Origin of the sequence: Moritella marina ATCC 15381 (genome assembly GCF_008931805.1) — a bacterium.
GTDB classification, from domain to species: Bacteria; Pseudomonadota; Gammaproteobacteria; order Enterobacterales; family Moritellaceae; genus Moritella; species Moritella marina.
The window spans coordinates 1,192,497-1,208,394 of sequence record NZ_CP044399.1 but is presented as its reverse complement, the minus strand read 5'-3'; the positions used below and the strand labels follow the sequence as shown (position 1 = coordinate 1,208,394).

The following is a 15,898-nucleotide window of genomic DNA, read 5'->3' as shown; positions in this document are numbered from 1 at the left end:
GATAGCAGCGCTGGGCAGCAGATAGAAAATGCTAAATTTTAGGCGAAGCGGTAAAGCGCTCGCGCTAATCAGAGATCAGAAGTACGGTAGGGAAATACGAAATGTGTGATTAATGATTTGTATCACTGTATTTTAAAGTCCATATAAAAAACAAAATAATCGAGTAGCTCGATTTAATGACGGCAATTTAATTTAAATGTTATCAAGATACAAGTTTTTTATGTCACTTGTATTATAAATTAATCTGTAAATACAAACAGGTTCAGTTATAACTACTATATAACTAATAAATAGTAGGTAGTTTGGACTCTATCTAGCTTCTGTTAGTGACAATGCATACCTCAGCCTTAATCGCTGTAGATAATTATAGAGGACGCGGTTAATACAATGTTGATCATAATGATCACAAGGCATAGCTAAGCTTTCTTAACAAACTTAGCTGTTACCATCATCTCTCCTACACCATCCACTTTGCAGTCAAGTTGATGATCCTTGCCTTCAATAATGCGTTTAATCACTGCTTTTGTGCCGACTTTAAGTATTAGTGAGCTGCCTTTCACTTTCAGATCTTTAGCTAACGTTAACTTATCACCTTCTTGTAATTGCGTACCGTTAGCATCTTTTACGATGAATATATCTTCAAGTACTTCAGATGGATTCCACTCAAAGTCACACTCAGGGCAAATGAGCTGGTTTTGATCTTGGTAAACAAATTCAGATTTACATTTTGGACAAGGAGGAAGAGACATACATGATTACTTCTTTAAATGAGGTTGACGTGCATAGTAATAGGTCTATTTGACCTTTACGAGTATATTCTAACGAATTAACAAATTCCGTTGCTATGACAATGACAAGTTAACCAACGAGTTCAAAATGATACAACCCATCATGTTCTGCATTAACACGACTCTCTTGACCATTAATAATAATACTCAATTTGTGTGTACCTAAATGAAACACACGGGTACTGATTATTTTAAAGCTTTGGTGACGTGTTATCTGTTCTTGTGTATTCCCAGCAATAACACGTTCAGTGATTTTGAATACTTTTCGCGCCAAGGCTCCATTCTTTTTAAGATAGTAAAGACCATATTCTAAACGTAACTTTTGCGGGCGATGACTGGCATTACCAATCGTGAATTTAAACGTCAGCTTGTCCCCTACTTTTACAACCGGTGTCGTGATCGCCATATCGGTTAACGTTATTAAGCCTTGTTTAAAGCCAAACAGTGCCATGATATCTGGCTCAGCTTGCTTGAGTAATGTACGGCATGCATGTTTGACTAATTTGTCTGTGTGTTCGTTATCACCTAACCATTGCGTTGCAATCTGCACGACTACATCGCAGTTATCTTTAGCAATGTCATTGAGATTATTCGCTACACTGCGCCTCACAACTTCACACTCATCGTATTTCAATGCTGTTAAAATGGGTAACAAAGGCTTGGGATCATGTTTAAACTCAGGTAACGCCATTGCCCACGGCAGTCGCGGTCGTGAGCCTTCACTGGCTAAACGGCGGACATGGCGACTTTCGTGTTGCGTCCATGCTTGCAGTTGCAACAACATTTTAGCGGGATAACGTATGATGAATGGTCTAACGGCAAATTCACAACTGGTATATTGCGTCACATACTCAAAGGCATCTACCGCACAATCATAATCTTCAAGGCCATACATTTCGATATAAGCAGGCAGAAACATGTATTCAATACTTTGCTCTTTAATTCCCTGCTCTCGCAGTTCCCGAATAATTTTTTTCAGTACAGAGACTGCGGCCCTAAAGTTCGCTGGTATAAAGTGATACAAAACTTCCGCGGTGTGATGCATACGTTGCTTTAATTCATAATTTTCAAAGCATTCATTAAAGATCATTTGGTTAAATTTAGCAGCATCAAACTTAGGTAACGCCTTTACTAAAACACCCGAAAATTGATCATAAAATACCGGACAATAAACATCTTTGAATAACTCAGCCATAATAAGCGTCCCTACCAATAAATAATACAATATTTACTAAATTACATAACAAATCAACCCTAATAAAAACGACCACCGAAATAATGACGAAAGCTAATTAACTGATAAGAATATAGAGTTATCTAACTTACCATTACGATGTTAACAACTTATTACTTTAGGGTTAACTGAGTTTAAATAGCTATTTTTAGTTCACTAAAAACGCAAAAAATCTAAAAAAAATATTAATTAAACCTTAAAAAAATCTCAAATCAAAATCAAACCATTGATTTAAAAGGTTTAATATAACATACCAAAGAAAAATCACTTTCAATTCTATTCACCCTGTAATAACCTACTCTCACTCTTTAATTCACATCATAAATTAAGTTCCATTTTATGAAAAATATTATGTCGACGTGTCTATGTATAAAGTAAAGCAGTGGATTCTTATTTCAGATTATTCTATTTTGAAGAATGCCATCACAAATGAAGAAAAGCGTATAGGAACGCATGATTTTTTAGTCTTACGCCTATTATGTGAAAATGCCGGTCATATCGTACATAAGAAAGAATTATTAGAATATGCTTGGCCCGGAAGGCATGTATCAGAAGGCTCAATAACACAAGCTATTAGTAATATTCGTAATGTGATTGATGACAATGGTAAAGATCAAAAACACTTAAAAACAATCACAAAAGTGGGCTATAAACTCGATAGCTGTATCGTGGAAAAAACAAACGAAACAATAGCAGTAGCGACTTCAATAGAGACATTTGTCGATATTCTTGAGGAAGCTCTCGATCCAAAAGTTCAAGAAAGTAATATTCCTAACGTAGTAAATCTCCCTCTAAAAATAAAGTTAAAAGCAATATTTAGACAATATGACTGGCTATACTCTTGGCAATTCTTAATGGGTCTCGCCTGTATTATCATTGCTTTCACGTTTCCGTTAATCAAAAAACATAACATCATAAATAGTAGCGCTATACCAAGTATTGTTCCTGAAAAAATAACCAATACACCGCAGCTTATCGTGTTCTGGGACAACAAAGAACAAGGTACTGTTATTACGCAACAGTTAACCCCCTATTTAGAAGCTCTAGGAAATAACCTCTCTATTCGTCTGATGGTTATGCGAACAGAAGATACATTGTCTCTTATCATAATCAAAGGATCTGTTAAGCCTATAAACATCATTTTTTTATTAAATAAAAAAGATGATACAAGATCAATAATCACGTTAATCAAGGATGAAATTCAAGTTCATGCGCATTAAAACTGGATTTTTTTATTTAGGCTTCTTTATTATGATGACATCAATAATCATCGACCTCACAACGGGCCCAAACGTAGCGATAAATGGCGAGATGTATATCCAATCGTCTGATGGAAATTACAATGCGACCCGTCATTTTGAAGTATTTATGGAGGAGAACTTGTTCGAGTCCGTGACTATATTCACTGAAACTGGACTTAACAATATTATTGAAGTCAAAAGTAGCGGTGAAATATACAAAAACACCCCCAATCTCTTCACAATTAGTATTTTTGATGAATCACATAATCAAGCTGTAATAAACAATTACAATAAGATACCTTTGTACAACGAATATATTAGTGCCAAGCGTAAGTTAATCGGGTCTCAAACTGTCCAAATAGTTGAAAAATTACAGGATGATTATATTGTCATCGTAACAAATGGCTGGTCTCGTCATATGATAGCAATTAATCAAGTTATAAAATAATATAGCTGAGAATGCCTTTACCCTCAGCTATATTATTATAAATTTAATATCATAAAAAATTTAAATAACTATTATATTACCCAGGAATTACGATCATAAATTTTTAATATTTTTAATATTTTTATATGAATACCGGTATTTAAATTATCTATTCAGTATGACAACATCTTAAATACAAAGTCATAATAAAAGATGGATTCAATGAATATTAAAAAATTAATTGTAGCGGTAACTCTATTTACAAGTTTACTTATTAACGCAAAGGAATATACAGAACCACCAAAAATAATGAGCTATAACGTCTACATGCTTGCAGGCACATTATTTAATACTAAACAAATAAAAAGAGCTGAATTACTAACTCAATCCAGTATTTTTAACAACAGCGATATTGTTGCGTTTAACGAAGCATTTGATAATAACGGTAGCCAAATTATTGCTGATGGATTAAAAAAACGTTTTCCTTATTACACACCAGTATTGGGGCGGCAATTAGACGGTTGGGATAATACCGAGGGAAGTTGGAATTCCACAACCCCTGAAGATGGGGGCGTATTTGTAATGAGCCGCTATCCTATTCACTACAAAGCACAACACATATTTGCTGATGCATGTGGCGCTGATGGCTTATCTCAAAAAGGGTTTGTGCATGTAAAAGTTGAGAAAGATCATAAGTTATATAACATAATCGCAACACACGTACAGGCAGATGACAAAACATGCTCAAATACACGTGAAATACCGTCAGATATTAGATATGAACAATTCGAAGAAATTACCCGTTATATAGCGCAACAAAATATACCCCAAGATGAAATGGTGATTATTGCTGGTGATTTGAATGTTGCTAAAAATTCTGCAGAGTTTAGCGATATGTTATCGGTATTAAATAGTGCAGAACCAGACAGCTTTGCTGGTGCTGAATATTCATGGGATCCGGCGATGAATGCGTTAGCGTATAAAAGCTATCCCAACCTCGGCGGCCAGTTACTTGACTATATTTTAATTGAAAAATACCATCAACAACCAGCTTTCTGGCACAATCAAATTCTCGATGTTATCGCCCCAAAAATCGAGATTTCAGGCACACTTGATAACTATTATAGTTATGAATATTCAGATCACTTCCCTGTCGTGGCTTTTCAATACGCAGATGACACAACATTGACACAAAGCGCTAGGCCAAGTAATAAACCATATAACAATATTAGAATTGAGCATATGAATACGACTCGAAGTATAAAAGTAGATTCAAATGAATGGCTTACAACCGACGATGTTAGCGAGCCAATTTCAATCAACTTTAAACTGAATACCTGGCTACCGGAAAACGCTTTTTGCGTCCACGATAATGATTATATTCAATTATCATTAACTGATAATTATTCGAATTATTTTTGGAATTGGAATATTAGTGGTTATTATTTCGCACGGAAGAACAACGCCGCAGATTATTTAAAAATAGGACGAAAAGATAAAAAAAATACCTGCATCAAAGATGGTGATGAAATCTACCTCTATGACCGCTCTGAATTGGGCAGTAACAAATACCTTCTCCCCGATAGCTCAGGATGGTTAATATCAGCAAGTATGCCATATCAAAACGACGGTCTATTTGTAATCAGAATGCCTGAGACTACCTATACTGATTGGTCCAATAAACTCAATTACCGCTAATCAGTCATATTTTCATATTAACCCGATGTTAATTTTTCAGCTCGGTTAACTACCCAAGCGACATCTGTATCGCTTGGGTTAATACTGTGACAGTAATCTGTTTCCTCTTAAACTGCACCACTCGTCAATTGTAAATCAGAAATAAATTGAATGATCTGAATATCATGTGTATCTTGCATTTATTACAAATAACTATCCTAATTAGAGCCTTTAAAAATGTACAGTATTGATCAATTTGTCAAAAACTGGGGCAGTAAAAATATTATGGTACCAATAAGTAACCATGATATTGCAGAGCTTGAATCTAAATTAACGGTTTTTTTGCCTGATGCTTATAAATACTTAATCTCCACCTACGGCCTCGTTCACACCCCTAATGTGTTAACTAAAATTTGTGATTTAAACTCTGATATATCTGAAGTTCAAGATTTTTTAGGACTGGAAGATATCTTTACACTTTCTCAACTCTATGAAATGACAGGCATGCCAAAAGGCCACATTCTATTTGCATCGGATTGTAAAGGGGACATGTTTTGCTTCAAACTTAAGGATTGTAAAATCAATAACAAAGATTGCCCAGTGTGGTTCTTTAATCGCGAGCTTTGCACTGTGAATAAAGTGTCTAATACTTTCACTGAGTGGTTGGAACAGTTCAATACTCTTTAATAGCGGTAAATATAGCCACTCAATGGAGTGGCTACATTTATTAACTATTAGTGTGGCATTGGAATTTCTTCTATATTTTGTAAGTAATAATCAGGTATCACACGAGGATAATATTTATCATCCATACATGAGTACTCACTAATACTTAGATCTGTGCAAACTGTAGGCACTCGCCACTTTAACAAATACTGTGGCTGGTCGTGATCCTCAATCTCTTTGACAAAATAAAATTTATTTCCTTTTACAACACCACCGACAGAAATCACAAACATACCGTCGTTCAATTGAAAATGAGCGACCTCAACCCCACTAAAGTTACTGATTATTTTTAATGTATAATTTTCAATGTTGCTATCGATCAGTCTCGACTTACTCAGTTGTAATTCTTGCTTTTCAAACATGATATTTCGATAAACAATAGTTCCGCTACGATGAACAAGCATCACTCTATAGCCGACCATATCCTGTCCATACTGAAATAAGTTGCCGCCATCGATAACATCAACGCCAGAAAAAATAGTTTCCCAAGGGTTTACAATTATCGGCATTATCGAATACATGAAAAAGCTAAAGGGATTCTGATTTCCCAGATTTACAAAGTCTGAATTACGATCCATTTTACTCCCGATCGTAATGGAGAATGTTTTGAATCTAAAGCTCGGTACATATACACAAATATCTTCAAGGGATATACTATTGGTAAACCCAGTTCCAATCAATGCATCACTATTACAAAGGCCTTTTAACGATTCACCGTAAACGACTTTAGGAACGTGCTTTACGACTGCTTTAAATGCACTCGTCACATTAAATAGTTTGCCAATGTATGTAACTTTATAATTAGTGGTCACCGCTTTATTTAAAACTTGAGATGGCTTATCGACAAATGTAGCACCTGTTGGACCCGTTAATATTTTGATCAAAGAATTCCATAATCGACGCACATTAGGGACGGCAACTTTATCTCTAATCACAATATTCCAATCTGTGCTTTGGAGTATAGACCTCATAATCTCCCAAGATATATTATCTACATCGCTGGGTTTATGGTCATTTTCAACCATCTCTTTCGAAACAAAGTAATCACCGTCTTTTTGTAGTATGTACTGACGTAAATAATAAATGAAATCAATTGCTGATGTTTCAGTGTATTTAGGGAATAAATAGGCATCTGGATAATATAATTCAACCTGACTTAATTGACCAAATTTAGCAAATCCAAAAAGTAAATATTCTGATATTGAGATCTCGTCATACCATGTAGAACCATTCAAGCTTACTTTCGTAATAATATCGGTCGTGCATACTGCGCAGCCAATTAAATCTCTGAACACAGTTTTAAGTAAATCATCAAATTCTTTTTTACCTGCTGTCCTCAATGATTTTAATTCAAGATATTCTTTAATAAATAACAACGTCTGATATTGTATTTTCTCTGCTTTTGTTGGTAACTGAGCTAAAAAATAATGAGGTTCAATGATGTCTATTTTATAATCTAATATCTCATCACTATATTCTTCAAGTAAGACCTGATTTATGCCTTTAAAATCAATACCTGTCCGCCCATTATTATCATAAAGTTCTTCCTGCTTGATTATGTTACTTCTGTTCTCAATTTCTTCCTTCGTAATCGAAATAACATCTTCAACAATAGCACTAATATATTTCCCATCAGAATGGTGGACAGCTGCTAATATAATGCTGGTATCAATTGCCATTTTTAGCTTAATATCTAAATAGTCTTTTTTATCACCTTCTAGCGCTGAAAAATAAGCCTGACGTATATCAGGTATTTTCTTCTCTAAATACTGATTACAAGTGTCTTCATCTTGTTTATAACTAACGCAGTGTTTTGAAAGTAATAGCTGGAAAAGATATAGATTATCGTGATATTCGACTTCAACATTATTATAATACGCTAAACTAACCACACTAGAATGCTGAACATCACTTGCATATGCGGAAATACTGATAAATGACAAAATTAGCCACTTAAATAGTTTCATTCTCATTACCCTTTAAATATTCATTAATTCATTTAAAATAAAACCACTGCAAGCAGTGGTTTTATACACAATTAAATTATCACATCATTACTTAGCAATATATTTTATAATCACATTAGACAACACTGTTGCAACCGTAATATCAGCCGTATCCACACCGACATTATAAGTATTAACCTCTCTGGTCTTTAAATCATGGATATTACTAATAACAATCACATCACGTTCAATACCAAAACCAAAAATATTTATCATTAGTGTTTTATTATGTGATTTGTCACCAATGATAACCATCGCGTTATATTTAGACAGCATATCTTTAGTTAACTCATCTGCTTTAATCATACCGCTATCTAGGAATAAGATATCCGCATTAACGTCTTGTTCGACACTGCCATTTCGCGGTTTAATGTTATTAACCTGTAATTCCTCCATAGCCCGAAAAACACCATTATCTTGCGCATTAACTGATTCTAGACTTGTTGCATTTACACCCGCTGTAAATGCAATCATGCATACAGCAAGCGTATTGTTAAATAAATTCATCTCGCTCTCCTTCTTATAATAATGTATCTTGCATGACACGGAATGTTTGACCATTATCATCAACGGTACATTTAGTATCAATTGTCACGCCGTAGTTAGATTCCACCGTTTTGATATCTTCATCTTGGATTTTCCAACTCCCGCCATACATATTTAAATGTGTTCGCGCGATAGTTAATGAATTACCAAAGATGATCGCTTGTGATTTACAAGAACGTCGATCAGAAGTGTAATTTTCTTGCCACGCTTCATAGCTGTCTAATGGATAACTACGATAAAGATCTTCACCCCAGATCTCGGCGGCGTTCACCACTCGGTTCCAACTATCACCACTAGCCTGATAATTATCAGCCGCATTACCCAGTGCAAGAGTATTAATTCTTTGCGTAACCTTGGTACCTACATCGTTACCTTGGCCTACCGATGTTAACGTCATTACATCATGGGTTTGAGATGACTCCTTTGTTTTAGAAAAACCAAAACCGACGCTTAAACCTGCAGAAGGTCCATCAGATTTACTCGCTTCAAAACTACCTGAAATGTCAAAACTAAAGGACGTACTATTAGCAATATCAACCGTTTTACCATTTGCATTCGTTGATGACGGATATGTTTCGGTGTTAATAAATTGATCTCCAAATTTATACCCTTGAGGAATACAATACGCATTTAGATCCCCATTTTCACAGGTCTCCGATAAGTATTTCCATGTTAAACGCTCAATCTCATTCGTATTGTTTGATTCTGATTCAGCCCTTTTTTTCGACATTTTATATTCTGATTCACCAGACATATAATTGAACTGGGAATTGCCATGAAAAACCTGCCCTAGATACCCTTCACGATACCAAAAGAATGGCAGTACATTTTCATCATTCCACTCTACAACGCCCCCCCAAACGGCCTGTTGTTTGCTTACATCAATTGAGCCATTAACAATAAGTACGTAGTCTGTTTTATTTGATTGTGAAAACATAAGTATGTCGATAGTACGTGCGACATCTATTTGCTCTGTAATCGGATAGCTACTACTGCCATGAGCGTAAGCACCATTAACAGTGGTTAGATTATATGAGTCTTCAATCTGCCCATCATTAATACGAACTGTTCGGCAGAGATTATCAATATGAGCCGTATCATCAATCCCCCCAAGTGCATTATTAATATAACTGACCTTCTGATTGAAAATGTCACACGCAGTTCTTGGATCAACAACAAAATATTCATCAGCCCCGGTAAAGTAAGCATCATCGACGCCAATAATGGGGCTTGCATTAGCCAAGCCTGATGCCACAACTAAAGCTACATAACTCATTTTAAAATATTTTTTATTCATGAAATCCTATTCCTTAATATCACTATAAAAAGAACGCAAAAAATACGGGCAACTAACTTAAGCTGCTGTTATTTAATGCAACTTAAAATTAACATTAAGGATTTAAATAAACCTGAAAATAGTATTAAAATATAATTAATAAAAAATTAAATTCATAAAAAATATGATCAAAAAGAATAAAAATTAACAAACGTGTGAAAAATATCAATAAAACCACTCACCGCCCTTAAAGCACTCCTTAAGGGATGCAAGTAAAAACATTTACCTCGTTAGATCTAATCGAATGGTTACTGTTATCGAAGATCGACTATTCTTGTTGACACTCTTCGTATAGAATCTGGCATAGAATTTGACTTATTAACATTTTCATAAATAACCCATCAAGAGGAGATCGAAAATGGAAAAGAGCCTTTTTCAGTTTATCTGGAAATATTCAAAACGTAATCAGTTGATTTTATCGGCTATCACCCTGCTAACCTTTCCGATCCTCTATGTATCGCTGGAACTCCCTAAACGCATAATCAACGATGCCATTGGCGGCACAGGTGAAGATGTCACGGTACTCGGTGTGCTTCTCAGTCAGACCGAATTTTTGATGGTGCTTTGTGTTGGTTTCTTAGTTGCTGTATTAGCCAATGGCTTATTGAAGATGAAGTTAAACACCATGAAAGGTGTGTTAGCTGAACGTTTATTAAGGCGCTTTCGTTTTCAAATGGTTACCCGAATTTTAAGATTTCCTCGCTCATATTTCCGCACGACTAGCCAGGGTGAGCTAGTATCTATGGTGACATCGGAAGCAGAGCCGATGGGATCATTAATGGGCGATATGCTCTCACGCCCGATTCTACAAACAGGACAAATGCTTACTATCCTTGCCTTCTTATTTGCGCAAAGTTTCTGGTTTGGCCTCGCATCCATCACCCTGATCCCATTACAAGCATGGATAATCCCTAAGTTACAACGTCAGATTAACTTACTCAATAAAGCCAGAATTCAAGAAATTCGTAAACTAGCAGCTGATATTGGTGAAACAGCTGCTGGCGTCAGTGATATTCGAACTAACGGTGGGGTACGTCATCGACTGTCATTATTTTCCAATCGTTTAGGTAAACTGTTCGGTATCCGCTTCGAAATTTACCAAAAGAAATTCTTCATGAAGTTCCTGAACAACTTCATTAACCAATTAACCCCCTTCTTTTTCTACTCAGTTGGTGGCTATTTAGCGATTCAAGGCGAGATCACTGTCGGCGCGCTCGTTGCCGCGTTAGCAGCGTACAAAGATCTATCATCACCCTGGAAAGAATTGCTGACTTATTACAACCAAACTCAAGACATGGCGCTACGCTGGGAAGTCGTCACCGAACGATTCTCATCAAAAACATTAGTTGACGATACTTTATTTGATGGCGAACCAGATACCGAGACCAGCCTTAACGGCGATATAGAACTTAAAAAAATTACCGTACGTGATGAAGATGGCCATGCTATTTTAGAAGATATTAACCTAACTATTCCCAAAGGTGCCCGTGTTGCCATTAAGACCAATAATGAGTCTAGCGCCCTCGCTTTTGCAGATTTGTTAACACGTGAGGTTATTCCATATCGCGGGTCACTGACGATAGCCGGAAATGAGATGAATGGTTTACATCAGACAGTGGTTGCCAATCGTATCGGTTATGCCAATTCCAAACCGTATATTTTTAAAGGCACGCTTGGTGAAAACCTGTTGATGCCGTTTAATTACCAGCCTATTCTGGATGCCGATATTTCCGTTGATGTCACTGATTGGCAACTCGAATCTGCCCGTTCTGGTAACAGCGTAGATCCATTTAAGTCGAATTGGGTTGTCCCAAAAACAGCTGGCTTTCAGTCATACGATGAGATCAAAGATTGGTGGTTCCAATTAGTTGAAGCCATGGGTACCGACGATCTCATTGTGCGCCGAGGCTTACGCTCACGACTTGATCCTGATACACAAAGCGAACTAGTAGAAGCTATTGTGCAGTTACGACCTGAAATAGCCAAACGATTGGCCAAAGCGGGACTTGATGACATTGTACATACCTTTGATCCTGAAAAGTTCAATCCAGTCTCGCCGCTGGGCAGCAATTTACTCTATGCAGTGCCTACCAAAATGCTTACGCAACTAAGCTTGTCACAAGAAGATAACTTTGTGCAAATGCTACAAGATGAAGGCATTGCGGACTATTTAGCGCACATGTCCGCCAACCTCATCGAAGGCCTCACAGAAACGTTTGGCACTGATGGTACTGACCACCCACTATTTCGCCGTTTGAATATGGACGAAGATCTTTATCATCAACTTAGAGTCATCGTAGCAAAACGCCGTTTAGTCGGCCAAAGTGGCTTATCGGCTGAAGATTTTGCCTTAATGTTGACCGTACCCTTTGCCTTTTCTGCCGAACAAATTGGTCCATCGTTCACCGATTTATTCAAACAACGGATCTTACAAATTCGCATGAAGAGTGCCCACGAAATGGTGGCAAAATTAGATGGCCTATTTAAACCCATAGACCCACAGGAATACTTCCCTGTTATGTCCGTGCTTGGTAATGCCATTTTTGGCCGTATTTCAAGTACAGCTGGTGCACGAGAAAAATTAATTGAAGATGTTATTGTCGATGTCTTAAAAGAACATGGTTTAAGAAGATTAGTCGCACAGTCTTTATATGATGTGGCGACGACACAAGGCGGAGAAAACCTGCCTGCAATCTTCAGGGAGCGTTTAGCATTTAGCCGAGCAGGCATCAAAAAGCCTGATATCCTAATTCTAAGGAATGCACTCGCTAGCCACGAAGGTGATGCACGTGCGCTTACGCGACGACGTATTAGTGAATTAATGCCAGATAGCACGCAGATCTTTATTGAAAATCACTTTCTGAGCCCAGAAAGCTACGACTTATTCGTTGAAATTGTCGATGGCCGTATTGATGGTATTGCCCGTCAAGATCAACCAGAAGATGATGATGCCCGTCAGGATCTAAAACGTAAATTACGCGTAATTGGAGAGACAGATTTGTTTGGTCAGCTGGATCTAAAACAACAGCGTCTACTGGCATTTAGTGCACAGTGGTACAAAGCAAAACCAGGACAAGCCATTTTTAGTGCTGGAGAAGAAGCAGATGCAGCTTATCTCTGTGTTAAGGGGTCTGCGGGTCTATACTGGCCAGCAACAGCAGTCGAACAGCGCCTAGTAACTGAAATTTTACCAGGGCGATTAATTGGTGACTTAGCCGTTATTCATGACTCACCACGACTGCTAGATTTAATCGCAATAGAAGACTGTGTATTTTTGCGTATCGGAGCAAGTGAGTTAATCGCCGTAATCGAAAATGATGCAATGGTCGCAGCAAGTCTATTACGTACGGTAGCTTCACATCTCTCGGCAAATGCAACCAACCTACGGGCAATGCGTGCATTTGCAATTGAACGTGGTATCGACTTCAGTGAACTAGATAAAAAAGAGGCTAGCCACGACCAATAGTTAAGCTATTCATCTCAATATGAGCCAATCATCGTTCGACATCATTATTGGCTCATATTATTCCAACATGTCATTTAAGCACCAAAAAAAGCTAATCGGTAGCGATATAACTGCCCTGCTGTATAGGTTTGCCATTGTTCATCACTCAGCATTTTTTTGGTCGTCAGCCGTTCATTTGCAAGTGTCCGCTCTAATTCATATAAACCCTGCTGGTAACTCATCACTTCTTGTTGTTGCTGTTCAACTTGATTCGCTCTGTTCGCTATATCTTGCTGCTTTTCAGGGGTTAAATACTGCGTCGCAAGTTTAGCCTTAATATCTGCAGCTTCATTGTTTAAAATTGATGTCGGTATTAACCTGACAGCTTCTTCATATTTAGCTTCTTCAGAATCAAGACCAAACGATAACAAATCATCGCTCTGTGCTTCTAACATTGCATTATAGGCTTGTATAAACTCCTCAGCGTTTTGAGCTTGGCTGAGTAGATTGTTCGATTCAACTAACGATAACCTGTAATTATAATAAGCAGCTTGTTCTTCAAACAATAGCCTGGCATCAATACCCCATACCAGCTCTCGTATCGCTTTAACGTTGGCCACTTTGTCGGCCAATGTGGCATTTTGGCTGGTGAATGACTCCCCCATCAAGCGTAGTTCTTCTTGTTGATTTACAGGGAAATTACGTAATAATTGATAGCGACGTTCCGTCAACATTAACTGTTGCTGAACGAGCATTTCATCGCAATTATGCCGTTGATTGCACAGTTTCCAAAACGACGTTAACGCGGTCATTAACGCTTGCCCTCTCGCCTCTTGTAATAAACTATCTTGTTCAGATACCTCGGTATTAACAACGGCTTCCTTCTGCTCCTTGCGTTGTAGTTCGACTGTCGTTGCTATTGACGGGTTAATGACCAACGATTTTGATTGATGACTCGGCGAAGTGACTACAACAGTCTCTCTCTCCGCATTCAGTTCATTTTCATTCGAGATGAAAAAATAAACGCTGCCAGCAAAAGCAACGCTTACCAAAAATAACCGAACCCGCATTAACGGAGCTCCGCTTTAACAGGGAAATGATCAGACAAATTCCAATGTTTCCATAAACTAGCGACCGTAGTACGAGGTACCTTCACTGTGTTTATGTTTTCACTGCGTTGCGCAAATTCATTACTTACGACGATATAATCAAGGTATTCAATATTTTCACCACCCGATAAGGCACTACCAGCAAAGGCATTGATGCGAGGGTCAAATGTTGACTCTGTATATCCCGCATACTCCGGTTCATTCGCACTTAAATTCGCAAACATCTGTTGATAATCTGTTGGAAATTTACGTTTATTCACATTGAAATCACCACCATAAACAACGGTATCTGTGACAGGTATATTTTGAGTATGAGCAAATTCACGGATCTGACGGAATTGGCGCTGACGATAATCACGTGCAGTATCAGTGTCAAACGACGCGGTGTGCGTAGCAAATACGTGATAAGCCTTACCATTTTTAATTACTTCAGCATAGTTAACGCCTTTATCAGCAAAGCAATCGGTACCTGAGCAGTCAGGGTAAACATATTGCCCTTCGTTAACAATAGGATAGCGACTCACAATCGTGACTCCTCCGTCGTAAATATTTGCACCTGATTTATCCAACATCTTGGTTTGATATGGATACTCTTTGGCTAAGTCTCGTAAAAATGCATCACGACCAACAGCAAATACTTCCTGCAGCATCACTACATCATAACCTTTCACATGCTCAGGTATTTCCTGTAAACGGTCGCCTATATGCGACGCTATCACTGGCAGCGCCCATACATTATATGACATCACTTTCAGCGCGTTGGCATCATGTTCTGGTTGCTCATCTATTTTTTGTGGCGTGATAGTGTAATGTATATCGTCATAGCGCCCCGTAGCACTGGCTTTAAATGCAATTTCAGTACTTGTACTATTACTATTATATTGAGATAAGTAGCGGTAAGTATCGCGATCATCCGCCCAACTTAACCCGACATCATTGGCACTGGCGCCGTGTTCGAGTGACGACTTATACCAATATCCTTTCACTTGTTGCAATAAAGACAGCGACTCACCATTTTCATTGGTCACTAACGTTTCAAACTGGTAGTTATCGCCTGATTTTATGCCTTCCCAACGGTTAAAACTTAACACTATTTTGGTTTCCCACGGTTTTAGTGTCTGTACGTGTTGTTGCCATTCTGCGCCTTCTTCAAGTAAATCTGAACCAGTGTGGTTAACTTGAATAGACATGGCCTGGTTGGAGTTATTAGTAAGGTAAATATCGCTATCTGCAAGTGCCGAAGCGCTCATTACACAAGTGAGGCAAGTTGCTGTTATTACATTTTTGAGTATATTCACATCAAATCCTTTGATTGTTATTTTAACGGATCTGAGGTTAAGTGAAGAATATGACATTTAATATA

General features: G+C 37.5%; 12 protein-coding genes. 5 read left to right on the top strand and 7 right to left on the bottom strand.

The genetic code is table 11. The features are described 5' to 3' along the window. Nucleotides 1-416: 416 nt before the first annotated feature. On the bottom strand, nucleotides 417-749 hold the full coding sequence (locus tag FR932_RS05510; protein ID WP_019439847.1) for a zinc ribbon domain-containing protein YjdM: 333 nt from the start codon (nucleotides 747-749) through the stop codon (nucleotides 417-419). Between the two features lie 109 nt (nucleotides 750-858). Then, nucleotides 859-1,983: a DNA alkylation repair protein gene (locus FR932_RS05505; protein WP_019439848.1), complete on the bottom strand. Its 1,125-nt coding sequence runs from the start codon at nucleotides 1,981-1,983 to the stop codon at nucleotides 859-861. Nucleotides 1,984-2,387: 404 nt separating this feature from the next. On the opposite strand from FR932_RS05505, the gene FR932_RS05500 reads away from it, so the two are divergent. The 4 genes from FR932_RS05500 (at nucleotide 2,388) to FR932_RS05485 (ending at nucleotide 6,054) form a co-directional block, all read left to right on the top strand. Further along, nucleotides 2,388-3,242: a winged helix-turn-helix domain-containing protein gene (locus FR932_RS05500; RefSeq protein WP_019439849.1), complete on the top strand. Its 855-nt coding sequence runs from the start codon at nucleotides 2,388-2,390 to the stop codon at nucleotides 3,240-3,242. Next, nucleotides 3,232-3,711 carry a hypothetical protein gene (locus FR932_RS05495; protein WP_019439850.1) on the top strand — a complete coding sequence of 160 codons (480 nt, stop codon included), beginning with the start codon at nucleotides 3,232-3,234 and terminating at the stop codon, nucleotides 3,709-3,711. The genes FR932_RS05500 and FR932_RS05495 overlap by 11 nt, the downstream gene beginning before the upstream one ends. Nucleotides 3,712-3,912: 201 nt before the next feature. After that, complete coding sequence (sph, locus tag FR932_RS05490) at nucleotides 3,913-5,388, top strand: sphingomyelin phosphodiesterase (RefSeq protein WP_019439851.1); 1,476 nt, start codon at nucleotides 3,913-3,915, stop codon at nucleotides 5,386-5,388. A gap of 216 nt (nucleotides 5,389-5,604) precedes the next feature. Then, nucleotides 5,605-6,054 (top strand): SMI1/KNR4 family protein, encoded by a 450-nt coding sequence (locus FR932_RS05485; protein ID WP_019439852.1) that lies wholly within the window; start codon nucleotides 5,605-5,607, stop codon nucleotides 6,052-6,054. A gap of 47 nt (nucleotides 6,055-6,101) precedes the next feature. Here the strand turns inward: FR932_RS05485 and FR932_RS05480 are convergent, their stop codons facing one another. From FR932_RS05480 to FR932_RS05470, 3 genes are all read right to left on the bottom strand, one after another. Further along, on the bottom strand, nucleotides 6,102-8,060 hold the full coding sequence (locus FR932_RS05480) for a hypothetical protein (RefSeq protein ID WP_019439853.1): 1,959 nt from the start codon (nucleotides 8,058-8,060) through the stop codon (nucleotides 6,102-6,104). A gap of 87 nt (nucleotides 8,061-8,147) precedes the next feature. After that, the gene (locus FR932_RS05475) at nucleotides 8,148-8,606 is read right to left on the bottom strand and encodes a hypothetical protein (protein ID WP_019439854.1); all 459 of its coding nucleotides are present in this window, start codon (nucleotides 8,604-8,606) and stop codon (nucleotides 8,148-8,150) included. Nucleotides 8,607-8,619: 13 nt separating this feature from the next. Beyond that, the gene (locus tag FR932_RS05470) at nucleotides 8,620-9,942 is read right to left on the bottom strand and encodes a hypothetical protein (protein WP_019439855.1); all 1,323 of its coding nucleotides are present in this window, start codon (nucleotides 9,940-9,942) and stop codon (nucleotides 8,620-8,622) included. A 397-nt stretch (nucleotides 9,943-10,339) separates the two neighbouring features. On the opposite strand from FR932_RS05470, the gene FR932_RS05465 reads away from it, so the two are divergent. Beyond that, nucleotides 10,340-13,447 (top strand): ABC transporter transmembrane domain-containing protein, encoded by a 3,108-nt coding sequence (locus tag FR932_RS05465; protein ID WP_019439856.1) that lies wholly within the window; start codon nucleotides 10,340-10,342, stop codon nucleotides 13,445-13,447. A 74-nt stretch (nucleotides 13,448-13,521) separates the two neighbouring features. Here FR932_RS05465 and FR932_RS05460 read toward each other — a convergent pair whose 3' ends face one another. Together FR932_RS05460 and FR932_RS05455 are read right to left on the bottom strand one after the other, a co-directional pair. Then, complete coding sequence (locus FR932_RS05460) at nucleotides 13,522-14,496, bottom strand: hypothetical protein (protein ID WP_019439857.1); 975 nt, start codon at nucleotides 14,494-14,496, stop codon at nucleotides 13,522-13,524. Further along, nucleotides 14,496-15,833, bottom strand: a complete 1,338-nt coding sequence (locus FR932_RS05455; RefSeq protein ID WP_019628791.1) for a sphingomyelin phosphodiesterase — start codon at nucleotides 15,831-15,833, stop codon at nucleotides 14,496-14,498. The genes FR932_RS05460 and FR932_RS05455 overlap by 1 nt, the downstream gene beginning before the upstream one ends. Nucleotides 15,834-15,898: the final 65 nt, after the last annotated feature.